Here is a 23,607-nt window from a genome sequence, read left to right on the forward strand (position 1 = left end):
CGATAGCCGTTTATGCTTGGGGATCAGTTGGGAGGCCATAACGATGAACATCGACATCAGCACCATATTTCAAATCGCCGGTATCGGTATCATCGTGGCGATGATTCATACGGTGTTGAAGCAGATGGGCAAGGAAGATATGGCGCATTGGGTAACGTTGATCGGATTCGTGGTCGTATTGTTCATGGTCGTACGCATGCTCAACGATCTATTCCAGGAAATCAAGACGATATTCCTGTTCCAGTAGGTGAATCGGGTGGACATTCTCCAGATTGTCGGAATCGGGTTTCTTGCGACCGTGCTTATCCTTGTCATCCGGGAACAAAAACCGATGTTCGCCTATTTACTGGCCGCGTTCGTCGGGGTTGCGATATTCCTGGCGTTCGTGGGGAAAATCGATGACGTGATCTCTGTGATCGAAGAGCTTGCGGATCGCTCGGGTATTCCGACGGTGTACCTGAAGACGATGCTGAAAATCATCGGGATCGCCTACATCGCGGAATTCGGAGCGCAGATCGTAAGGGACGCAGGGCTTGAAAGCATCGCGGCCAAGATCGAGTTCGCCGGTAAAATGCTTATACTCGTTATGGCGGTGCCCATCATCAGCGTCATCGTCGAAACGGTGCTGAATTTGCTGCCGGCTTGACGGCTCGCGGACGGGAGGGAGAACATGCTACGGCAGACGGCAATACGCAGACAGCTCTTCATCCCGCTGTTCATGCTGATGTTCTTTCTTCCGATCGGGGATTCCATAGCGTTCTCGGAGTCGGAGCTTCCCGACAATGCCGCGGGGAATGGGGAGGAGAAGCAGGGGCAGCTATCCGGCGACTTGGCCAAACGGCAAAGCGAGGACATCGAGCTGGGTCAGATCCAGAAATACTGGAACGATCTGAAAGGGCAGTACGGCGGTTATTTTCCCGAAGGAAAGCTGCCTGAGCTGCGACAGCTTATGTTCCCCGAAGGAAAGCCATGGAACGCCGGCCAGGCGTTTATCGGTATTGGGCGGTTCTTCCTTCATGAAGTGCTGTACAGCGGCAAGTTGCTCGTTACGATCGTCCTGTTAACCGTGTTCACGATGCTGCTCGAGACGATGCAAAGCGCGTTCGAGCGCAACGCGGTAAGCAAGGTTGCCTACGGAATTGCCTATATGGTGCTTATCATAATAGCGGTTAATAGCTTTCGAACGGCTACCTCGTATGCTGGCGACGCGATCGCGAGCATGGTGCAATTCATGCTGGCGATGGTACCGCTCCTATTGACACTTCTAGCGGGTACGGGGGGAATCACATCGGTAGCGGTCCTGCATCCCCTAATCGTCTTCATGATCCATACGGTAGGAACGTTCGTGCATTTGGTCGTTTTCCCCTTGCTATTCTTCTCGGCCGTATTGCACCTCGTGAGCGCGATCACAGACCGCTACAAGGTAACGCAGCTTGCCAACCTGCTCAGGAATGTCGGCATCGGGGTGCTCGGAATTCTGCTTACCGTTTTTCTAGGCGTGTTATCGGTTCAAGGGGCTACGGGAGCGGTAACCGACGGGGTCGCGCTGAGGACCGCTAAGTTCGTAACCGGCAATTTCGTGCCGGTCGTGGGCAAGATGTTCTCGGACGCGACGGACACGGTCATGTCGGCAAGCTTGCTCGTCAAGAACGCGGTGGGGCTGACGGGAGTCATCGTATTGCTGTTCCTGTGCGCTTTCCCTGCCATTAAGATCCTTGCGCTTGCCCTGATCTACAACTTAGCGGGAGCGGTCATGCAGCCGCTTGGGGACACGCCGATCGTGCATTGCCTGCAGACGATCGGCAAGACGCTTATCTATGTTTTCGCGGCTTTGGCTTCCGTCGGCCTCATGTTCTTCCTGGCGGTGACGATTATATTAACCGCGGGCAATGCCGCCCTCATGATCCGCTGATAAGGAGGTGAGCGCCGGATGGGGCTGATGGAGGGTCTCTCCAATTGGCTTCGCCAAATCATCGCCGTCGTCTTGCTGGCATCGCTCATCGACCTGCTGCTGCCCAACCGCACGATGCAAAGGTACGTGAGGCTTGTTGCCGGGTTATTCATACTCATGACCGTGGCTACGCCCATCTTGCATTGGATGAAAGGCGATTTCAGCAGCAAGCTTGCCGATGGGCTGAGCGCGGTGGAACTGACACCGGATAGCGCGGATCGGCAAATGGCGATGATCGAGGAAGAAGGCGCGAAACTGCGCGATAAGCATGGCGCGCAAGCGGCGGACTTGGTATCAATGAAGCTGGCCGCGGCCATTCGAAGCGAAGTGGAGCAAAGCGAACAACGCGAAGTGCGCAAGGTAGACGTAGAGCTGGAGCGCGGTTCGGACGGGGCTCTTAGTGTAGCGAAAGTAGCCGTCCTGCTCGAGCCGGAGCCAACGAGCTCAGCGGTCCCCCCTGCTCCCTCGGAAAACATAGAACCGATAGCGGCTGTCGAGATCCGCATTGAAATAGAAGATTGGCCGGAAAAAGAGGAGCCGGGAACGGAGGGGGAGCAAACCGTCTTTGCGGAGCCGCAGGAAATGGAGACCGACCGGGAAACGCGCTTGCGCATATCCGCTTTGGTTGCGAGCCGTTTCGGCCTTTCGGCAAATATCGTAGAAGTGAAGCTGCTTACTTCTGGAGCGCCTGAATAATTCAATCGGGAGGACGCGAAATGGCAAAATGGTTAGAGCAGCTGGAATCGTTCATCGGCGGAGGTTCGGGTGGGCCGCGCAGAGTCAAAGCGTTCCGGTGGCTCGTGCTGATCGGTTTGATCGGCGCCGCTCTGCTGCTCGCGGCTTCCCTGCTGAATGTCAAGCAATTGGATCCCTCCAAGGATCCCGGCCTTTCACCGCCCCGGGACGAGGACATCCCGCAAGAAGAAACCTTCTTAGGTACCGAAGAACGGAAGGGCACTACCTTCGCGGAAATCGAAACCGAGTATGAAGGCCGGTTAAAGGAGTTGTTGGAGCGGATCGTCGGCGTCGGAACGGCGGACGTCCTGGTGACGGTCGATTCCACCGAGGAGACCATCGTTCAACTGAATGAGAAGATGATGTCCACCATTACCGAAGAGACGGACAGGAACGGAGCCAAGCGCCACATTACGGATATTTCCAAAGATGGCCAGGTCGTGCTGTACGAAATTTCGTCAGGGAACCAGTCTCCTATCGTCGTCAAGAAGCTGAAGCCGCGAATTCGCGGAGTTCTGATCGTGGCGAACGGGGCGGAGAACCCGACCGTGCATAAGCTAGTCGCCGAAGCGGTTTCCCGCGGGCTCGACGTGCCGATCCATCGGATATCCGTCGTGCCTCGCAAAACATAGCCATAAATCGAATTCGATAATGAAACCTGGGAGGAATGGAAAAATGAATAACAAACGCCAAACCATTTGGTTGGTATCCATGCTTAGCTTGATGGTGATCCTGTCGGCCTACTACTTATTCACCGAGGATGCACCTACCGTAACCAATACGGAAACGACCCAACTTGCCGATGCTGAAAAAGCAACTAACCCTGGCGGCGTCTCCGTGACGGAAGTCGACCAATCAACCGATGAGTTGACTGGAAGCGCAACGGATGGCACTGCCAACGAGACGCAAGGGGTAGAGGGAGATCCGGAGGGAATTTCGCCGGAAGACCAAGAAGTTCTTAAAGGGCTGACCGAAATCAGGGGCAACCAACTGTTCGACCAGAAATTGCTGGAGTATCAAGAGAACTTGAGCAAGAAAGCGGAAGAATTAAGGGCGAAAAGCGTCAATACGAAGCTGACCCAGGAAGAGACTGCCGCCGCCATGGAAGAGTTATACCGGCTCGAGGATATGGATTCCAGAATTACGAGCCTGCAAGAAAAGCTGCTTCAAGAATACGATAACGCGGTCGTAGAAGAAGTAGACACGAATTTCAAAGTCATCGTTCTGAGCGACAAGCTGGAGAAAAAACAAGCGGTGAACATCGTGGAAATGGCAACCAAGGAGCTTGATGTAACACCTGACAGAGTGAGCGTTCAGTACGTGCAAAAAACCTAGCCTAGCAATGGGCGAGGCACTCATGGTAACGAGGGAACCTCCTCCAAGTAGATATTCCATCTACATGGAGGAGGTTCCCTTTTCGCGTTTGCGGCAAGGCGTGACGTTATCCCTCCCGAAGCGCGTCTCTCAAGGGATGGCTACGCTAATCCTGATTCGACGGAGCATAACTCTTTCCATTTCGGTCGATTATGGTATAATAGTTCCGTTGTGGGATCGAACATGCTTTCTTTAGACGGGGAATCCCGAATCAAGGAGTGACCGAGATGTTTAAGCTGAGCGAAATCAAAGAATTGATCAAATTGGTAGACCAAACAACCGTGCATGAACTGGAAATTGAGAACGAAGGCATGCGATTGTCTATTCGCAAGCCGGGCCGCACTGAAGTCGTTAACGTGCAAACTCCCCACCTTTCTCATACATACCTGCCGCAAGTACAGACAACTGCGCAAGCGCCTTCAGTTCCGTCCGCTCCCGTACAGGAAGCAAAACCCGCAGTGGCGGACGATTCTCACCTGCACCGGATCGTTTCCCCGATGGTGGGCACGTTCTACCGTTCTCCATCACCGGATGCCGCATCTTTCGTGAATATCGGCGACAAAGTTTCCGACAAATCAGTCGTGTGCATTCTGGAAGCGATGAAGCTGATGAATCCTTTGGAAGCGGAAGTAAAAGGCGAGATCGTGGACATTCTCGTGGAGAACGGACAGCTCGTCGAATTCGGCCAACCGCTATTCCTAGTGAAGCCGGAATAATCCCGAGGAGGATTTCATCTTGAAATTTAATAAGATTTTGATTGCCAATCGCGGCGAAATCGCGGTAAGAATCATTCGCGCATGCCGGGAACTGGGAATTACCGCGGTAGCGGTGTATTCCGAAGCCGACAGGGAATCGCTGCACGTTCGTCTGGCCGATGAGGCATATTGCATCGGACCTACCGCATCCAAAGACAGCTATTTGAATTTAACGAATATTATGAGCGTGGCGACCTTAACGGATTGCGACGCCATTCATCCGGGCTACGGATTCCTTTCCGAGAATGCCGATTTCGCGGATATCTGCGAAACTTGCAATATTGCGTTTATCGGTCCATCATCGGTCGCAATTAGCCGTATGGGCGACAAATCGGTTGCCAAGCAAACGATGAAAGATGCGGACGTACCTGTCATTCCCGGATCCGACGGCCTGCTCGAGGATCTCGACGACGCGATTCGCGTGGCTCGCGATATCGGTTATCCCGTCATTATTAAGGCCACCGCCGGCGGCGGCGGCCGCGGTATTCGCATCGCGGAGAACGAAGAGATGCTTATTCGCGAGATCACGACGGCGCAGCAGGAAGCCGAGAAAGCTTTCGGCAACTCGGGAGTATATCTCGAGAAGTTCTTGACGGGAATGAAACACGTCGAGATACAGATCATTGCGGACAAGCACGGCAACGTCGCGCATCTTGGCGAGCGGGATTGCTCGGTGCAACGCCGCCGCCAGAAGCTCGTCGAGGAAGCTCCTTGCGCCATCATGACTCCGGAACTTCGGAATCGGATGGGCCAAGCCTCCGTTAGAGCCGCTCGCGCGGTGAACTACTCGGGAGCCGGCACGATCGAGTATTTGCTAGGACCGGATGGGCAGTTTTACTTCATGGAGATGAACACCCGCATTCAGGTGGAGCATCCCGTGACGGAGATGATCACGGGCATCGACTTGATTAAAGAGATGATTGCGATCGCTGAAGGGGCTCCTCTTTCCTTCAAGCAGGAAGACGTGAAGTTCGACGGCTGGGCCATCGAGTGCCGCATCAACGCGGAAGATTCCGAGAGGAATTTCATGCCTTCCGCGGGACGCATCGGGTTCTACTTGCCGCCGGGAGGTCCTGGAGTTCGGGTGGATAGCGCTGCTTATCCGCAGTATGTTATCTCTCCTCACTACGACTCCATGATAGCCAAGCTCATCGTTTGGGCTCCTACGCGCGACGAAGCAATCGCTAGAACTCGCCGGGCTCTAAGCGAATTCATGGTAGAAGGCGTCAAGACGACGATTCCTTTCCATTTGAAGCTGATGAATCACCCGATATTCGCCAAAGGCACGTTCGATATCAAGTTTCTCGAAGAGCATGACATCAACGGGGATAGCGAAGGCGCCCCGGACAATGGATTCTAGAACTAATTTTAGGCCAAGCGTTTGTCATAATAATCCGGGAATGCTATATTTATAAATAGTGAAGGCGAATGCTCGGACTTACTTCGATTTAGTCCGGGTATGTGGAGGTGGAACTACGCATGGAAACGATAGCCCCGGATTACGAGCGGACGGAAATGGGCACCATTGAGATCGCCCCGGAAGTCATCGAGGTGATTGCCGGATTGGCGACAGTGGAAATCGATGGCGTTGCAGGCATGAGCGGTGGACTTTCCTCAGGAATCGCCGAACTTCTTGGACGGAAGAATTTATCCAAGGGCGTTAAGGTGGAAGTCGGACAACGCGAAGCAGCTGTTGACGTATCGATAATTGTCCAGTACGGACGCCGGATACCGGAAATTTCAACCGAAATTCAACGTAACGTCAAACGCTCGATCGAGACAATGACCGGACTTCATGTTGTGGAAGTTAACGTACATATTCACGACGTTCACTTCAAAACAGGCGAAAAGCCCGAAGAAGATGAATCCAATGTACGTGTTAGATAATGACCTAACCGCAACCTGATTTCCGCGGCAACGGCAAAACCTCCGGTCTGCGGATGACGGCCCTCTGACGAGAATTTCCTTCAGGGAACTCTCGCAGAGGTCTTTTCGCAAATCGGGGACATTTTCCTGCGTATTTAGCCGTCCTATGGACGGAGAAGCCGTTTATACTTGACAGGGAGGGCGCTTACGTTGATTAAATTGTTGGACAGGCTTCTCTTATTTTTATACAGTGTGGCGATTGGAGCCGCATCCATAATTGCGATCGTCGCTGCAAGCGGGGGTTTCTCCGTAAAATGGCTTAACGAAGTCGTCTCCGAATTTACCGGCGATTCGCGCGTTGTTCAAGGCTCAGTGATCGGGGTTGCGATTATCGTGCTCTTGATCAGCATGAGATTTTTTGTCTTGTCCATTCGACGCGACGGCAACTCGGCCCCTTCTATTAACCAAAGGACGGAGCACGGGGATATTCGCATCTCGGTGGAAACCGTCGAGAATCTCGCGCTTAAAGCCGCATCCCGTACGAAAGGCGTTAAGGACTTGCGCGCGCGCGTCAGAGTGTCGGAAGCCGGATTAGGTATTCTCATTCGCGCATTCGTGGACGGGGAAGGCTCCATCCCGACGTTGTCGGAGGAAATGCAACGCACGGTTTCGCAACAAATCGAAGAGGCGACGGGCATTCCGGTGGCGGAAGTTTCCGTATTCATCGCGAACGTTACTCAGGCGCCTACTACTTTTAAAAGCCGTGTAGAATAGGGGGAGAACCGCCTATGTGGAGAGTCTGGTGGGAAACTTCCGGCGGAAAAATCGCGGGGGTTGCGGCGGGTCTCTTATTCGGCATTATTTATTTAATCAGCGGATTCTGGGATATGCTGTTCTGCGCTTTGCTCATTGGCATCGGTTATTGGATTGGTAAGCTCAAGGACGAACGCCGGGGACCTCTTTTTCCGTGGGAAAAAGTGACGGATTGGGTGGCGGATCGTTGGCCTTGGTCGCGATAATCCCTGTGATGTTCTTGCCCAGGCAGGGACGGCGGAACGAAAGTCTCCGCAGTTTCCGTTGGAATAGATGCTTCATGGGTTTTTTTGTTTTTTATTAGCATCATAATAGAAGGTAAGGGCTTGAACGATTAGAAGCATTCAGGAGGAATCATGAAGCGCAGAATTGCTAGGGAAATCGTGGTACAAAGCTTGTACCAGATAGAGATGAACGGCGTGACGGGCGACGAAGCCGTCAATATCGTGATGGAAGAAGCGCGACAAGACAACGAGATCGGTACGGATGTGGCGGAATTGGCCAAAATCGATGCCTTTACGCGCGAGTTGGTGAAGGGTGTTCAAGACAAGTTAGAGACGATCGATCAGAGTCTGGTCGTCTATCTGACCGGCTGGCAGGTTGACCGATTGTCTAGGGTCGATCGTCAAATTTTGCGTCTGGCCGTCTACGAGATGATGTACCAGGATGTTCCGCCTAAAGTCGTCATTAATGAAGCTATCGAGCTGGCGAAGCATTTCGGCCTAGAAGAGAACGGGAAGTTCGTGAACGGAGTTCTAGGGCGAATGTTACGGGAAAGAGAAGAAAATCAGTCGCGGGATGGTGAGAAGCCGTGAGCGCCCAAATCATTAACGGAAAACAAATTTCGGAATCGATTCGCGAAGAACTGCGGTTGGAAGTCGAGCAGCTGAAGCAGAATGGAATCACGCCCGGATTGGTTGTCATCTTGGTCGGAGAAGATCCTGCTTCGCAAGTCTACGTGAGGAACAAAGCCAAGGCTTGCGAGCAGCTCGGTTATTATTCGGAGGTAGTTAGGGTCCCTGCGGAGACGTCTCAGGACGAGCTCCTCGCGCTTATTCATAAATATAATGAACAACGGAACATTCATGGTATTCTTGTTCAGCTTCCGCTTCCGAAACATATCGAAGAGAAAGCGATTATCGACGCCATATCGGTAGAGAAAGACGTGGACGGGTTTCACCCCGAGAGCGTCGGGAATCTGATGATCGGCGACGACGCGCTCTTGCCATGCACGCCATCCGGCGTGATCGAGCTGCTGAAAAGAACGGGAAACCATCCCGCCGGAAAACATGTCGTCGTGATCGGAAGAAGCAATATAGTCGGAAAGCCGGTATCTATGCTTCTTCTGCGCGAGAATGCGACCGTTACGATTTGTCACTCCAGAACTCCGAACCTGCCGGAAATGGCACGCCAAGCAGATATGCTGGTCGTAGCGGTCGGCGTAGCGAAACTCGTCAAGAAGGAATGGGTCAAACCGGGAGCGGTCGTGATCGACGTAGGAATGAATCGTCTGCCTGACGGGAAATTATGCGGCGATGTAGACTACGACGACGTACTTGACGCGGCCGGTTGGATCACGCCCGTTCCGGGCGGAGTCGGACCTATGACCATTACGATGTTGATGGCGAACACCTTGAAGTCGGCTAAACGGGCTCGGGTTTAGGGAGGGGTCAAGCGATGGAACCGGTACGCGCGTTGAGCATTCGGGACGTCAATCGGCTTATCAAGATGAAGCTCGAAGGCGATTCCGGACTCCAGGACATCTGGCTGCGAGGCGAGATTTCCAATTTCACGTTCCATTCCAGCGGTCATATGTACTTCACGCTGAAGGACGAAGGCGGAAGACTTAAATGCATCATGTTTGCCTCCTACAACCAACGGCTTCCTTTCGCTCCTAAGGACGGGATGAAAGTGTTGGCTCGCGGAGGCATCTCTGTTTACGAAAGGGATGGCGCGTACCAATTTTACGCCACGGCCATGCAGCCGGACGGGGTTGGAAGCCTATATCTCGCGTACGAGCAACTGAAAAAGAAGCTCGAGGCGGAGGGGCTCTTTTATGACGGAGTCAAAAGGGAACTGCCGCGATATCCTCGTACGGTAGGCGTCATCACTTCACCTACCGGCGCGGCGGTTCGGGATATCATGATTACGCTAGAGCGACGTAATCCGGGCGTTCACGTCTTGTTGTATCCCGTATCGGTACAAGGGAAGGCGGCCGCTCCATCCATCGTCAAAGCGATAAAGGCCATGAATGCTCTCGGAGAGGCTGACGTGCTTATCGTCGGACGCGGCGGAGGATCTCTGGAAGAGCTGTGGGCCTTCAATGAAGAAGCCGTAGCAAGGGCGATCCGTGCATCGTTAATCCCGGTCATATCGGCGGTTGGGCATGAGACGGACTTCACGATTTCCGATTTCGCGGCGGATTTACGGGCGGCGACTCCAACCGCGGCAGCTGAGCTTGCCGTCAGGCATTCGGGCGAACTAAAGCAACGGCTCGTTCATCTAGAGCAGAGAATGGGGAAGTCGTTGGGCGGCTTGCTTGGCCGGGCTAGGGAACGTTGGCAGCATGCGGCGCGATCTCCTTATTTTACGCAGCCGAGGCGCAGTCTTCTTGTTCAAGCGGAACGACTGGACAGGCTGAGGGATCGCCTTCAGTATCGAATCCAATCAAAGCAAGCCTTAGCGAAGGAACGTCTATCGCGTCTAAGCGGAAGGTTGAATGCAGTCAACCCGAATCAGCAAGCCGCCTTTGCCCGTAAACGGATGACGTCCGCGGCCAGAGGGCTGGAGCTCGTTATGAATGGAATCTTGCGGCAGCGGCAAAACCAATTCGGTTCGCTTGTACGTCATTTGGACGCGCTGAGTCCGTTGAAGGTCATGGCACGCGGATATAGCTTAGTCTATGACGAGCAGGAGAAGAGGCTTATTCGTTCCATTAACGAAGTGCAACCAGGCGACTTAATCCATGTTCGATTAACGGATGGGAAATTGGATTGCCAAGTATGGGGCATTCACGGGGAGGAGCAAACCTAATGGCTAAGAACGGAACGACGGACAACGTCTCGAAAGAAGAAAGCGTCCCAGCGATTACTTTCGAGCAAGCAATGGAAAAATTAGAAACTATCGTTGCCAGGCTGGAGAGCGGGGATGTGCCGCTTGAAACCGCGATCGAGCTATTCCAAGAAGGAATGTCGTTATCTAAATTATGCGGGCAGAAGCTAGAGCAGGTCGAACGTCGAATCGAAATGTTGGTAGAAGGCGATGCCGGATTGCAGCGAAAGCCTTTCGCAGCGGTGAAAGAAGAAGCGTAAGCTTCGTGAAACAGAGGGGTCTTTGACGTGACAACTTCGGTGGGAATACATACTTATTTGCAACATCGGCGCGAAAAGGTGGAAACGGCATTGAAGTCGGTTTTTCCGACGGGATGGACGATTCCGAATAGGCTTCGGGAAGCAATGGATTACTCTCTGCTTGCAGGGGGAAAGCGGCTGCGTCCGATAATGGTGCTTGCCGCGGCCGAAGCCGTAACGGACAATGAGGATATTTCCGCTCGCGCAGTGAACTTTGCTTGCGCCGTCGAAATGATCCACACTTATTCGCTGATCCATGACGATCTGCCGGCCATGGATAACGACGACTATCGGCGCGGCCGGTTGACGAATCACAAGATGTTCGGGGATGCGATGGCTATCTTAGCGGGAGATGGTTTGCTTACGCATGCCTTCCACGTCGCAACTCAAGCCGCTAAAAACGGAGTTCCGGCCGAACGGGTGCTCGCCGTAGTGGAGGAGCTCTCTATGTACGCGGGACTTCCCGGCATGGTCGGCGGACAAGTAGACGACATGTTAGGCGAGCAGGGAGTTACGTCGCTGGAACAGCTTGTCCATATCCACGTGCACAAAACGAGCGATCTGATTGCATGCTCGCTTAGAGCCGGAGGACATGCCGCGGAAGCCGACTACAAGCAATTGACGGCTTTCGGACTATTCGGACGTAACGTAGGCTTGGCTTTCCAGATTCAGGACGACATTCTCGACTTGACGGGAACCGAGGAAAAGCTAGGTAAGCCGGTGAAGAGCGACGAACGTCAAGAAAAGGTAACTTACCCGTTCCTGCTCGGACTGGACGAAAGCCGCAAACGCGTCGCCGAGTTGACGAAAGAAGCGAACGAAGCTTTGCTTCAAGCAGGGCTTAAGACGCCGGATAGACTGATCGAAATCGCGGATTACCTGTTGAACAGGGACCACTAAGCTGACAACTTATACGAATTAAGAACGAGGTTCCGCTATTTCGCTGAAAGCACCACTGACAGCCGCAATAACGGAACGAGGTTCCGCTATTTCGCTGAAAGCACCATTGATAGCAGCAATTACGGAACGAGGTTCCGCTATTTCACTGAAAGCAGCACTAACAGCCGCAATAACGGAACGAGGTTCCGCTATTTCGCTGTGCAACACTTTGACTTTGCTTCATGAGCCGATGATGAAATTTGGGCATTGTTTGGGAATATGGTATAATAGCGGTAATATCCTTTTGGGGAAAGCGGGGAACAACACTTGCTGCTCGAGAAAATCGACAGTCCGACCGACTTGAAAAAATTGACGTTGCCCGAGCTTCCTCAGTTGGCTGAAGAAATTCGGCATTTTCTAATTCAAAAACTGTCCGCTACCGGGGGGCATCTCGCGCCGAACTTAGGCGTGGTCGAGCTCACGTTAGCTTTACATTATTTGTATAACAGCCCGGAAGACAAATTCATCTTTGACGTCGGACACCAAGCCTATGTTCATAAGATGCTGACGGGACGCCAGAACCGCTTCGATACTTTGCGGCAGAAAGACGGCTTGTGCGGCTTCGTGAAACGTAACGAAAGCGAGCATGACGTCTGGGAAGCGGGCCATAGCAGCACGTCTTTGTCCGCAGCGATGGGGATGGCTTTGGCGCGCGACCTGAAAGGGGCATCGAATAAGGTCATTGCCATTATCGGGGACGGCGCGCTAACCGGCGGGATGGCGCTCGAGGCCTTGAACCATATCGGACATGAGAAGCGCAACTTGACGGTCGTGCTAAACGACAATGAAATGTCCATCGCTCCTAACGTAGGCGCGATTCATAATTATTTAGGCAAGGTTCGGTCCGAGAAAATTTATCGCAAGGCGAAGGATGAGCTCGATTGGTTGTTGCGCAAAGTTCCGGCAATCGGCGGAAAACTTGCCCGCACGGCCGAGCGAGTGAAAGACAGCTTGAGATACCTCGTTGCTCCGGACGGGATGCTGTTCGAGGAATTCGGCTTGAAATATTTCGGGCCCGTTGACGGACACGATATAACCAAATTGTTCGAAGCGTTCAAACAGGCGGACAGCGTGGAAGGTCCCGTTCTGATACACGTGCTGACCGTGAAAGGAAAGGGATACACTCCCGCCGAGGAAGATTCACACAAGTGGCACGGAATAACGGGCTCCTACAAGATCGAATCCGGCCAAGTCGTTAAGCCGGTCGGCCCGCCTATGTACACGGAAGTGTTCGGCAATACGCTGATCGAGCTCGCCGAAAGGGATAAGCGTATTGTCGCGATTACGCCCGCCATGCCTGGCGGTTCCGGACTTCTGAAGTTCGCGGATAAATTCCCGGACCGGATGTTCGACGTCGGGATCGCCGAGCAGCACGCGGCTACGATGTCCGCGGCGCTTGCGATGGAAGGCATGAAACCCGTGTTCGCGGTATATTCTACCTTCCTTCAGAGAGCGTACGATCAAGTCGTGCATGATATTTGCCGGCAAAATCTGAACGTCATCTTCGCGATCGACCGGGCAGGTTTCGTTGGCGCCGATGGGGAAACCCATCAAGGAGTATACGATATCGCTTTTCTTAGACATATCCCTAATATGGTTATCATGATGCCAAAAGACGAGAACGAGTTAAGAAATATGATGAAAACGGCAGTGGATTACGAAGAAGGACCTATTGCGATCCGTTATTCTCGAATAGCCGGAACTGGCGTTGCCATAGACGATACGATGACACCGATCGAGATCGGCACTTGGGAAACGGTACGGGAAGGCGACTACGCCGCCGTGCTCGCGATCGGACCTATGGTTCAAGTCGCGGAAGAAGCTGCGGAGCTATTGAAACGAGAAGGGATTAACGTACGCGTCGTCAATGCCAGATTCGTTAAGCCTCTGGACGAGAAAATGTTGCAGGCAATGGCCAAGGAACGCATTCCTCTGATGGTGGTCGAAGAAGGAGCGGTTCAAGGCGGATTGGGCAGCGCGATTCTTGAATACTACACATTGCAGGGGATCCAACCTGTCTCTATCCATATCGCGGGAGTTCCTGATCGATTCATCGAGCATGCGACGATCAAGGAGCAACGCGCCGAAAGCGGACTGACGGCCGAAGCGATTGCCAAGCAACTAGGATCTCTCGCGGTACGCAAAAGGCAGAAGGCGACTTAATGGAGAAAACGACGGTTGCCAAGGAGCGGCTTGATGTTCTGCTGCTCGAGCTCGGGTACTTCGAAAGCAGAGAAAAGGCCAAAGCGGCCATTATGGCAGGCTTGGTATTGATCGGAACGGAACGCGTGGACAAAGCGGGCACCAAAGTTCCGCGGGACGCGGCGATAACCGTGAAAGGCGCTCTTCACCCATACGTAAGCCGTGGCGGCTTAAAGCTTGAGAAAGCCATTAAGCATTTCGGTTTGGACTTGAAGGATGCCGTCATGCTGGACATCGGCGCTTCGACGGGCGGGTTCACCGACTGCGCGCTTCAGAACGGAGCAACGCGCGTATACGCGGTTGACGTTGGATACAATCAGCTTGACTGGTCCTTACGCCAGGATAAGCGGGTTCAGGTGCTGGAGCGAACGAACTTCAGGCATATGACCTTGGATCTGTTGGACGGACCCAAGCCCGGTTTCGCATCGATCGACGTATCGTTCATCTCGCTTAAGCTTATTTTACCGGTGCTCGCCGGTTTGTTGGAATCGCGCGGACATACTGTGGCCTTAATCAAGCCGCAGTTCGAAGCGGGAAGAGAACACGTTGGTAAATCCGGCGTCATACGGGATCCTGCGGTCCATGCCAATGTGCTGCGGGAGGTTCTATCGACGGCTAATGGACTAGGCTTTGAACTTAAAGGGCTAACCTTTTCGCCGATTACCGGGGGAGAAGGAAACATTGAGTTCCTTGCCCATTGGCAATTGTCAGAACAAGACAAGCCATTGCCGGAGCTGTCGGAGGACGAATTAAATAAGCTCATTAAGCAAACCGTGGAAGAAGCAGGATCGACCTTCAAGCGAAGCGCTCAATAAAGTTAATAGCCATTGCCCGGTTGACCCGGAGCTGCCGAAGAACGGCCGGAGGAATCGACCGGACCATCCGGCTAAGCTCCGGGTTTTTGCTTTCGAAAGAGGATAATAAGGGATAAATCTCGAAAGAAAAGAGAGCATTAGAACATCATGTCCATACAGCCTATGTTCCTCCGTTAATGAAATGACCTAGGAGGTCAAAGCATGGATAGGTTCGGGGATTGGATCATCATGCTCGCGGCGGCGGGTATCATGATATGGTGGGTGCTGAGGCGTTTCGATAGATGGCTGCATGAACCGCCCGGTTCCAGGCTTCGCAAGTTAGCAACCGCCGGCGGCGTCGATCAGGACGATAACGTTCAGCTTCTGCAAGAGCAAGGATATGAGGTGCTGTCGGGGAAACATCGTATTCCGTTGGGCGTTGCATTGGATGATGGTCCCGTGATGCCTACGCGCCTTTACTTCGATTATTTGGCTTTTAAGGATGACAAGTACTTTCTGGTAAAGCTCGAAAGGTCAAGGCAACCGATGGAATGGACGGCAAGCGGATTAAGAGAGCGGTTGCTCGCCTATGCATTATTGTTCCCGGAATGCGAAGGAATCGTCATCGTGCTAGCTCAGGAACAGCAATTAAAAATCGTACGATTCAAAGTGGAGGCTGGCGTGGAATGAAAGGACAACGGCAACGTAAGATTCGCGAGTTGATCGGCGGGAGGGAAATCGAAACGCAAGAGGAATTAGTGGAGGTCCTGAGCTTAGAGGGAATGCAGGTAACGCAAGCGACTGTATCCCGCGATATTAAGGAAATGCAGCTCATTAAAGTTCCGCTCGAAGACGGGCGGTACAAGTACTCCATGCCTCAAGATCAGCGATTCAACCCGACGCATAAGCTCAAGCGCGCTTTGCTCGATCACTTCGTAGGTGCGGAAGCCGCGGAAAATTTGGTCGTGGTTAAATGCTTGCCTGGAACGGCAAATACGATCGCTTCGCTAATCGACGGAATGGATTGGCCGGAAATCATGGGCACGATTAGCGGCGACGATACCTCGCTTCTGATTTGCAGGACGAAAACTCAGGGCGACGACGTGCTCGGCCGCATATACGAAATGATGCAATAATCAACATTCGACGAGATCAAGGAGGCATCACATGCTTCGGGAATTATCCATCCACAACTTGGCAGTTATCGAGAATGTAACCGTTACGTTTCATCCGGGTTTCCATGTCCTGACAGGAGAGACGGGAGCCGGTAAATCCATCGTTATCGACGCGTTAACGCTGACCGCAGGCGGGAGAGGATCCGCGGAGATGATACGTCATGGGTGCGACCGCGCGGATATCGAAGCGGTATTCGACTTGCCGCGCACGCATCCTGTATGGGAGACGCTCGGGCGGTTGGGCATCGACGCCGACTCCGAAGAAACGCTGCTGATCCGGAGGGAGCTCTTGGCTCTTGGCAAATCTTCCGCGCGAATCAACGGTCAGAGCGTGACTTTGACGATGCTTAGGGAAGTTGGAGAACATCTCGTCAACATACACGGACAGCACGAGCATCAGTCATTGCTCAGAACCGAAAAGCATCTGGAATGGCTCGATTTATTCGCAGGCGATGAGATACAAACGGAGAAATCGGATTACCGCAAAATTTACCTGCAGTACCAGAATATTAGCAAGGAACGCAGGGAACTAGAGGAGAAATCCCGGCAAGGCATGCAAATGCTGGATCTGTATCGCTTCCAACTGGAAGAAATCGCCGCGGCGCGCCTTAAACCGGGAGAAGATGAATCCCTTGCCGACGAAAGGCGCAAACTAGCCCATGCGGAGAAACTGACGGATGCAATCTCGGAGGCCTACGATCTTCTTTACGGTACGAAGGGCTTGTCTGCTCTTTCCCGGGCTCTCACTCGCTTGCAGGACATCGTAAACGTGGATTCCGCTACCTTGCAGCCGCTCGTGGAACAGCTTCAATCCGCCTATTATGGCGTAGAAGACAGCGCGTATCAGTTGCGCGATTATAAAGAAGGCATCGAATTTAATCCTCAGCGTCTCGCTCAAATCGAGCAGCGCCTCGATCTTCTTCATGGGTTGAAGCGTAAATACGGCGAGACGATCGAAGATATCGTGAATTATCAAGCCCGAATCAAAACCGAGACGGATCAGCTCGACAATCGCGACTCATTGCTCCATGATTTGGCCGCGCAAGAAGAAACTCTTCATGGCGAGCTTCAATTAAGAGCGGAGAAGCTTAGCTCGATACGGAGATCTGCTTCACGGGTATTGGCTCGTCAAATCGAACAGGAGCTAGCCCATCTGCAAATGGACCGCTCCGTCTTCGAGGTTAAGCTGGGTACGGCTGCGTTAACGATTACCGGGGCGGATACAGCCGAATTCTTGCTGTCCACCAACCCTGGAGAGCCGCCAAAACCGCTCTCGAAGATTGCATCCGGAGGCGAGATGTCGCGAGTCATGCTCGCTCTAAAAGCGATTTTTGCCCGAATAGATGAAATACCCGTTCTTGTGTTCGATGAAGTCGATACGGGCGTCAGCGGAAGAGCGGCGCAAGCGATAGCGGAAAAATTATCATTGTTATCCCGCCATTGTCAGGTATTCGCGATCACCCACCTCCCTCAGGTCGCCTGCATGGCCGATCATCAATATGAAATATATAAGCAGGTGACGGCTCAGGATCGCACTCAGACGTCCGTAACGGAGCTTACGCAGGTCCAGAGGGTGGAGGAGCTGGCGAGAATGCTCGGAGGCGTGGAAGTAACGGAAAAAACTCGCCACCACGCTCAAGAAATGCTTACTTTGGCCGAGCAGCGAAAAAACGCGTAGCGACGCGAAAAATCAATTATGCAGGAAGCTTTTCGGCAACATAAAAGAGGCAATGCGCGGTTACCTTATAGGTACGTTATCGGCGATACAAAAAGAGCCGATTCAGACTGTAGGGGAGCGTGAGAACTTGTACCAGAAACACCCCAAGAAACATCGTCGTCTAGGTCTCGTCGTCGTTCTTATGCTGTGCATTGCCGTTTGCTCCGCACCTTTTCAGCACTTTGCGAATTTCCCTAATCAATTAAGACTATTCCAAGGACAAGCGGTCTCTCTCCATTACGCAATGCCCGTTCATGCGCAGGGGATTTTGAACCCCCAAGTGGCCAGTATTAACGGAAGCGACAATGCCTCCGTCCGAGTCGATCTCAGCCAGCCTTTATCTATTCAACCGAAGCACAGCGGCGTAACGAATCTCAAGCTTAAACTATTCGGTAAAATTCCGTTCAAGACGGTGCGACTGCAGGTCATTCCGGATCTGAGAGTCATACCTGGCGGCCAAACGATCGGCGTTAAAGTGAAGTCCGCAGGGATTATGGTCGTCGGACATCATTTGGTGCAAACGAAGGCCAGTGCTAAGGTATCTCCGGGAGAAGAGGCGAAGTTACGTCTCGGCGACCTTATCGTGGAGATTAACGGAGAAGTTTGCAACGACATTTCCAAAATTGCCGAATACGCAGAATCCGCAGGCAGTGAAGGCACTCCATTGAAGTTGTTGGTGCAAAGAGGCAAGGAAAGATTTAGAACATCCCTAAGCCCGGCATACGACGAGGAAGACAAAGCTTGGCGATTGGGCTTATATATCCGGGATTCTGCCGCAGGCGTTGGCACTTTGACATTCTATGCCCCGGATCAGGGCGTATACGGGGCACTTGGACATGTTATCACCGATATGGACACTCAGTCTCCGATTGTCGTAGGCAGCGGTGAAATCCTGCAATCCAACGTAAATTCCATTTCCAAAAGCCAGAGCGGCGAACCCGGGGAGAAAAGGGCAAGTTTTCTCAAGGGAGGCCGTACGCTCGGGAACGTAGAGCGCAATACTCCCTTCGGCATTTTCGGGCAAATGAAACAAATGCCGGAACATTCTTATAATCCGGAGCCGATGCCAGTCGCTTTCGCGGAAGAAGTGAAGGAAGGTCCCGCTCAGATTCTTACTGTAGTCGATAAACAGAAGGTTGAGCGGTTCGATATCGAGATCGTGCACGTATCCAAGCAATCTTCTCCCGCAACGAAAGGGATGGTCATTAAAATTACCGACCCCAAACTGCTGGAACGTACGGGTGGCATCGTTCAAGGAATGAGCGGAAGTCCGATTATCCAAAACGGGAAATTGGTTGGCGCGGTTACTCACGTTTTCGTAAATGATCCTTCATCCGGTTATGGATGTTTCATCGAATGGATGTTGCAGGATGCAGGAATTATGCTTAACCCTGAACAAGCGACTTCTAAGGCGGTTTAACGCCTTAGATTTTGCTCATTATAGGAGAAGACGAACATTTGTCGAAAAAAAGCGAATTAGATCACGATTTGCCAGGTCTTGACGCAAATTAAATATTATATTCGATTTTCCAAAATAAATAAAGAAAAATTTTCTAATCGAGAAGGAATACAGAAAGGCAATGTCGAAAACGGATAAACAGAGAAACGGTAAGCGTTTTTCGTCATTAAATCTCGCATAAGAGAAAGGGAGGACCAGACATTGCCACGGATCGAAGTGTTCCTAGCAGACGACAACCGAGAATTTACGAATTTGTTATCAGAGTACATCCAAGAGCAGGATGATATGACGGTCATCGGAGTTGCGTACAACGGAGAAGAGGTCATCCGTCAGCTGGAGGAAACTCGCAGGGTGCCTGATGTCATGATCCTCGATATTATTATGCCGCATTTGGACGGACTCGGAGTCTTGGAAAAATTGCGGGATTTGAATTTATCGTCTATGCCAAAAATCATCATGCTCACGGCATTCGGTCAAGAGAACATCACTCAGCGTGCGGTACAACTTGGCGCTTCTTACTACATATTGAAACCGTTCGACATGGATGTTCTAGCTAGCCGCATCCGTCAGTTAGCCGGTAGTTCCGCTAACTCTTCCGTCACGACTTCGTCGGGACAAAGCAGCATGAACCGTTCGAACATCGTGCAAATGGGCAAGCCCAAAAATCTCGATGCCAATATCACAAGCATTATCCACGAAATCGGAGTGCCGGCTCACATTAAAGGTTATCAGTATTTGCGCGAAGCGATTACGATGGTGTACAACAACATCGAAATTCTTGGCGCCATTACGAAGACGCTCTACCCCGCTATTGCCGAGAAGTTCAAGACGACGCCATCCCGCGTCGAACGCGCGATCCGCCATGCGATCGAAGTGGCATGGACCCGCGGCAACATCGACAGCATCAGCCACCTGTTCGGCTACACCATCAATATTGCGAAATCGAAGCCGACGAATTCCGAGTTCATCGCTATGGTCGCCGACAAGCTTCGTATCGAACATAAAGTAAGCTGAAACGGGGCGAGTTAAAGAATTTTTATCTTCAAAAAAAAACCATTCCTTACGGGGGTTAAATCCTCGTAGGGAATGGTTTTTTTATTCTTGCTTAAGACTACAGGGTAATGACGATAGGCGCTTGCTCGGCAGCAGGAGAGATAAGCATTCCTTGCTCGTGAGCGTTCGTACGACCATTTGCGGCGCTCGTCACTGATCCGGTTCCGCGAAGCAGAATGCTCCAGTTCGTAGCTTGGCCTGCGGCGTCTACGATTATCTTCTGTCCCGCCCGCGTGGCCGTGACTGTAAGCTCCGTTTCGCCTTTGATCGACGTAACTACGGCGGAAGCCGTTGCACCGTCTTGAAGCTCGAACAAATGAAGCGTGACGCCGTCCGAATAATCGTAGTCCGGACGATTCTCTTCGGCGCCCACTGGAATCAAGCTGTTCTCCCGCGCGTATAGGGGCAAGCTGAAGTAATCGTAGCATTCCTTCCGCCATACGCCGCCTTGCACCTTTTCTCCAGTGAGAAAGTGAGTCCAAGTCCCGTGAGGCAAGTAATAGGACGACTCGCCTTCCGGATTAAATATCGGCGCGACAAGCAACGAATCCCCAAGCATGTATTGCCGGTCGACGTATTCGCACGTCGGATCATTGCCGAACTCCAGCACCATCGCTCTCATGAGCGGTATGCCTATGTTGGAGGATTCCACGGATTTGCCGAACAGATAAGGCATCAAGCGTATTTTAAGCTTCGTGAAGAAGCGAAGGACGTCGACGGCTTCTTCGTCATATAACCAAGGCACGCGATACGAGGTGCTGCCGTGCAGGCGACTGTGACTGGACAATAAACCGAACTGTACCCAGCGCTTGTATAAGTCGGGCGGCGAGCTTTGCTCGAATCCTCCGATATCATGGCTCCAATAACCGAAACCGGACAATCCGAGCGATAAACCTCCTCGAAGGCTTTCTGCCATGGATTCGTAAGTTGCCTCGCAATCTCCGCCCCAATGCACGGGGAATTGCTGGCCGCCCGCCGTTGCGGATCGGGCGAACAACGCCGCCTCGCCTTTGCCGCGTTTTTCTTCCAGAAGCTCGAAAACAACCTTATTGTACAGCTGCGTATAGTAATTGTGCATTTGTTGCGGATCTGAGCCGTCGTAGTAAACCACGTCGGTTGGGATACGCTCTCCGAAATCGGTTTTGAAGCTGTCCACGCCCATATCCAGAAGAGCGCCGAGCTTGTCCTTAAACCATTCGCACGCGGCAGGATTGGTGAAATCGACAATTCCCATGCCGTACTGCCAGAGATCCCATTGCCAAACGCTGCCATCGGTTTTCTTTAGCAAATAGCCTTTTTCCATACCTTCATCGAACAGCGCGGATCTTTGCGCGATATAGGGATTAATCCAGACGCAAATCTTCAAGCCCTTTGCTTTCAGGCGCTGCAGCATGCCCACCGGGTCGGGGAACACTCGCTCGTCCCATTCGAAATTACACCATTCGTATTCTTTCATCCAGAAGCAATCGAAATGGAATACGGCTAGCGGAAGGTCGCGCTCGGCCATGCCTTCAACGAAGCTGGTTACGGTGGCTTCATCGTAATTGGTCGTGAAGGACGTCGTGAGCCATAGGCCGTATGACCACGCAGGAGGTAAAGCGGGCTTGCCCGTTAATGAAGTGTAGTTTCGCAGCACGTCCTTAAGAGTTTCCCCGCCGATCAGGAAATACTCTAAAGATTCTCCCTGCACGCTGAACTGGGTTTTGGACACGATCTCCGAGCCGACCTCGAAGGACACGAGCTCAGGATGATTGACGAATACGCCATACCCTCGATTCGTGATATAGAATGGAACGTTCTTATAGGCTTGCTCCGATGCCGTGCCTCCGTCTTCGTTCCAGATATCGACGACCTGGCCGTTTTTCACGAATGGCGTAAATCTTTCTCCAAGGCCGTAAACGGTTTCTCCAACGCTTAGGGAAAGCTGCTCGCGGAAGTGGTGATTGCCGTCATCTGCCTTGACGTAGGCGGTGGATCGCGATCCGCTGCCGGTCAGCTTCCTGTCCTTGTAGGTATAAGTGATTTTAACCGGGTGCTGCTTGGTAAGAGTCACGGTCGTATCGCCGCTTGTCAAGCTTACGAATTCATCGTTGTTATCTATGACGACCGGTACGTTTCCTGATGGCAGGAGATCGAAAGACGATGGGCCTTTGCGCGGTTTGCCCTTGTGATGGTAAAGCTTTACGCGAATAACGTCCGGAAGCGGAGAAGAGAACTCCATCGTCATTAACGGTTCGTTCAGAGTATTTCCCCGGTTCTCGAGGTGGCGATGCGTTGCGTATACGGTAATCGAATCCAGTCCGGTTCTCACGTCGTGAATCTCGTAAGGGCTTAATAACTGATACCCTTCACGAGTCATCCAGTATCCATTGGAAAATTTCAAAGGAACTCATCCCTTCTATGCGAAGCTTTATTTTGTTTCGATCTAAATAACAGTATACTGATGTTCATAAATGTTATCTTGCATTATAATGCTAATTAATATCAAAATTATGATATCGCGGGGATAAAATATGGATCAAAGAAATTTGCGCGAGAATCGCAGACACGGCACGCCGGATTTTCCCGTTGCGGCATACAAGATAGAGCGGAGTATTTCAGAGACGATACTGGACTACCACTGGCATGAAGAAGCCGAATTTCTATGGGTGGAAAGCGGGCAAGCCGTATTTCAAATCGGACTATCGACATACGAGCTTCAAGCCGGCGAAGGGATATTCATTCCCTGCGGCGAGGTCCATGGCGGCTATTCGCTTGGGAATTCTCCCTGTACTTATATCGCCAACGTTTTTCACATGGAATGGTTAACGGAAGCCAAGGATGGAATATCAACCCGATATCTTCAACCGCTGCATAGAGGGAATGCAGTTATTCCGTCTGTATATACGGAGGATACGGATTGGGGCAAGCAAGTCCTTCAACATCTCGCTTCCCTTTATCAACTATCCGAATCGAATGATGCGGCGAAGGAAATAAGGATTAAGGCAGAGCTGCTATTGCTATTCGCGGATTTAATCAGTCACCGCCAGTGGACCCGCCGGAATCCTGCCCATTCCGTCGATACTCAGGTTATGGACCGAATGAAGAGCGTAATCGCTCATATCGAAAGTCATTGCGAGCAACTGCTTACCGTACCCCAATTAGCGGCAGTAGCGGGAATGAGCGCGGGTCATTTCAGTCGCGTCTTTAAATCGTTCATGAGAAAAACGCCGATGGACTACGTAAATCATTTTCGAATTCAAAAAGCGGCCTATTTACTGCAAAACTCGAAATTATCCATCACGGAAGTCGCTATGGAGGTAGGATTAGCTAACTTTAGCTATTTTACGAAGAGGTTTAAGTCGATTTATGACTGCACTCCTTCGCAATTCCGCAAAAAATTAAGCAGTCTTTAAGGTAATTTCGCGGAATTCTGATATAGTAA

25 protein-coding genes are annotated in these 23,607 nt (G+C 52.0%); 24 read left to right on the forward strand and 1 reads right to left on the reverse strand.

Translation table 11 applies throughout. From position 1 onward, the window contains the following. Window positions 1-43: 43 nt before the first annotated feature. The 23 genes from spoIIIAC to spo0A all read left to right on the forward strand — a co-directional run bounded on the left by spoIIIAC (window position 44) and on the right by spo0A (window position 20,144). Window positions 44-247 carry a stage III sporulation protein AC gene (gene spoIIIAC / locus E2980_RS03780; protein ID WP_094050916.1) on the forward strand — a complete coding sequence of 68 codons (204 nt, stop codon included), beginning with the start codon at window positions 44-46 and terminating at the stop codon, window positions 245-247. A 9-nt stretch (window positions 248-256) separates the two neighbouring features. Continuing rightward, window positions 257-646, forward strand: coding sequence for a stage III sporulation protein AD (gene spoIIIAD, locus E2980_RS03785; protein ID WP_135151034.1), 390 nt, complete (start codon window positions 257-259; stop codon window positions 644-646). A 24-nt stretch (window positions 647-670) separates the two neighbouring features. Then, complete coding sequence (gene spoIIIAE / locus E2980_RS03790; RefSeq protein WP_240702853.1) at window positions 671-1,912, forward strand: stage III sporulation protein AE; 1,242 nt, start codon at window positions 671-673, stop codon at window positions 1,910-1,912. A gap of 18 nt (window positions 1,913-1,930) precedes the next feature. Further along, window positions 1,931-2,647, forward strand: a complete 717-nt coding sequence (gene spoIIIAF / locus E2980_RS03795; RefSeq protein WP_135150805.1) for a stage III sporulation protein AF — start codon at window positions 1,931-1,933, stop codon at window positions 2,645-2,647. A gap of 20 nt (window positions 2,648-2,667) precedes the next feature. Continuing rightward, window positions 2,668-3,318, forward strand: a complete 651-nt coding sequence (spoIIIAG, locus tag E2980_RS03800) for a stage III sporulation protein AG (protein WP_135150806.1) — start codon at window positions 2,668-2,670, stop codon at window positions 3,316-3,318. 43 nt (window positions 3,319-3,361) lie between these two features. Further along, entirely contained in the window at window positions 3,362-4,021 is a 660-nt protein-coding gene (locus E2980_RS03805; RefSeq protein ID WP_167746961.1) for a SpoIIIAH-like family protein, read from the forward strand. A 266-nt stretch (window positions 4,022-4,287) separates the two neighbouring features. Then, window positions 4,288-4,776, forward strand: a complete 489-nt coding sequence (gene accB, locus E2980_RS03810; RefSeq protein WP_135150808.1) for an acetyl-CoA carboxylase biotin carboxyl carrier protein — start codon at window positions 4,288-4,290, stop codon at window positions 4,774-4,776. A 19-nt stretch (window positions 4,777-4,795) separates the two neighbouring features. Continuing rightward, entirely contained in the window at window positions 4,796-6,175 is a 1,380-nt protein-coding gene (accC, locus tag E2980_RS03815; protein WP_135150809.1) for an acetyl-CoA carboxylase biotin carboxylase subunit, read from the forward strand. A 119-nt stretch (window positions 6,176-6,294) separates the two neighbouring features. Beyond that, the gene (locus E2980_RS03820) at window positions 6,295-6,702 is read left to right on the forward strand and encodes an Asp23/Gls24 family envelope stress response protein (RefSeq protein ID WP_135150810.1); all 408 of its coding nucleotides are present in this window, start codon (window positions 6,295-6,297) and stop codon (window positions 6,700-6,702) included. 189 nt (window positions 6,703-6,891) lie between these two features. Further along, window positions 6,892-7,455 (forward strand): alkaline shock response membrane anchor protein AmaP, encoded by a 564-nt coding sequence (amaP, locus tag E2980_RS03825; RefSeq protein ID WP_135150811.1) that lies wholly within the window; start codon window positions 6,892-6,894, stop codon window positions 7,453-7,455. Window positions 7,456-7,469: 14 nt separating this feature from the next. After that, window positions 7,470-7,700, forward strand: a complete 231-nt coding sequence (locus E2980_RS03830) for a DUF2273 domain-containing protein (protein ID WP_135150812.1) — start codon at window positions 7,470-7,472, stop codon at window positions 7,698-7,700. 150 nt (window positions 7,701-7,850) lie between these two features. Continuing rightward, window positions 7,851-8,309 (forward strand): transcription antitermination factor NusB, encoded by a 459-nt coding sequence (gene nusB, locus E2980_RS03835; RefSeq protein ID WP_135150813.1) that lies wholly within the window; start codon window positions 7,851-7,853, stop codon window positions 8,307-8,309. Next, on the forward strand, window positions 8,306-9,157 hold the full coding sequence (gene folD / locus E2980_RS03840; protein ID WP_135150814.1) for a bifunctional methylenetetrahydrofolate dehydrogenase/methenyltetrahydrofolate cyclohydrolase FolD: 852 nt from the start codon (window positions 8,306-8,308) through the stop codon (window positions 9,155-9,157). The genes nusB and folD overlap by 4 nt, the downstream gene beginning before the upstream one ends. Window positions 9,158-9,171: 14 nt before the next feature. Beyond that, a complete protein-coding gene (xseA, locus tag E2980_RS03845; RefSeq protein WP_135150815.1) occupies window positions 9,172-10,527 on the forward strand; it encodes an exodeoxyribonuclease VII large subunit in 1,356 nt (451 codons plus the stop codon). Then, the gene (gene xseB, locus E2980_RS03850) at window positions 10,527-10,805 is read left to right on the forward strand and encodes an exodeoxyribonuclease VII small subunit (protein ID WP_135150816.1); all 279 of its coding nucleotides are present in this window, start codon (window positions 10,527-10,529) and stop codon (window positions 10,803-10,805) included. The genes xseA and xseB overlap by 1 nt, the downstream gene beginning before the upstream one ends. A gap of 27 nt (window positions 10,806-10,832) precedes the next feature. Then, the gene (locus tag E2980_RS03855; protein ID WP_240702854.1) at window positions 10,833-11,744 is read left to right on the forward strand and encodes a polyprenyl synthetase family protein; all 912 of its coding nucleotides are present in this window, start codon (window positions 10,833-10,835) and stop codon (window positions 11,742-11,744) included. Window positions 11,745-12,050: 306 nt separating this feature from the next. After that, entirely contained in the window at window positions 12,051-13,946 is a 1,896-nt protein-coding gene (dxs, locus tag E2980_RS03860) for a 1-deoxy-D-xylulose-5-phosphate synthase (RefSeq protein ID WP_135150817.1), read from the forward strand. Next, on the forward strand, window positions 13,946-14,800 hold the full coding sequence (locus tag E2980_RS03865) for a TlyA family RNA methyltransferase (RefSeq protein WP_135150818.1): 855 nt from the start codon (window positions 13,946-13,948) through the stop codon (window positions 14,798-14,800). Before dxs ends, E2980_RS03865 begins: the two co-directional genes overlap by 1 nt. Window positions 14,801-15,001: 201 nt before the next feature. After that, a complete protein-coding gene (locus E2980_RS03870) occupies window positions 15,002-15,469 on the forward strand; it encodes a hypothetical protein (RefSeq protein ID WP_135150819.1) in 468 nt (155 codons plus the stop codon). Next, complete coding sequence (gene ahrC, locus E2980_RS03875; RefSeq protein WP_135150820.1) at window positions 15,466-15,915, forward strand: transcriptional regulator AhrC/ArgR; 450 nt, start codon at window positions 15,466-15,468, stop codon at window positions 15,913-15,915. The genes E2980_RS03870 and ahrC overlap by 4 nt, the downstream gene beginning before the upstream one ends. A 31-nt stretch (window positions 15,916-15,946) precedes the next feature. Next, a complete protein-coding gene (recN, locus tag E2980_RS03880) occupies window positions 15,947-17,632 on the forward strand; it encodes a DNA repair protein RecN (RefSeq protein ID WP_135150821.1) in 1,686 nt (561 codons plus the stop codon). Window positions 17,633-17,684: 52 nt separating this feature from the next. Next, window positions 17,685-19,091, forward strand: a complete 1,407-nt coding sequence (spoIVB, locus tag E2980_RS03885; protein WP_135150822.1) for a SpoIVB peptidase — start codon at window positions 17,685-17,687, stop codon at window positions 19,089-19,091. A 240-nt stretch (window positions 19,092-19,331) separates the two neighbouring features. Then, entirely contained in the window at window positions 19,332-20,144 is an 813-nt protein-coding gene (gene spo0A / locus E2980_RS03890; protein WP_135150823.1) for a sporulation transcription factor Spo0A, read from the forward strand. 97 nt (window positions 20,145-20,241) lie between these two features. Here spo0A and yicI read toward each other — a convergent pair whose 3' ends face one another. Beyond that, window positions 20,242-22,566 carry an alpha-xylosidase gene (gene yicI, locus E2980_RS03895; RefSeq protein WP_135150824.1) on the reverse strand — a complete coding sequence of 775 codons (2,325 nt, stop codon included), beginning with the start codon at window positions 22,564-22,566 and terminating at the stop codon, window positions 20,242-20,244. 130 nt (window positions 22,567-22,696) lie between these two features. Here yicI and E2980_RS03900 point away from each other — a divergent pair, with 130 nt between their 5' ends. After that, on the forward strand, window positions 22,697-23,578 hold the full coding sequence (locus E2980_RS03900; RefSeq protein ID WP_135150825.1) for a helix-turn-helix domain-containing protein: 882 nt from the start codon (window positions 22,697-22,699) through the stop codon (window positions 23,576-23,578). Window positions 23,579-23,607 lie beyond the last annotated feature (29 nt).

This window comes from Cohnella luojiensis (assembly GCF_004564235.1).
Classification (GTDB): domain Bacteria; phylum Bacillota; class Bacilli; order Paenibacillales; family Paenibacillaceae; genus Cohnella; species Cohnella luojiensis.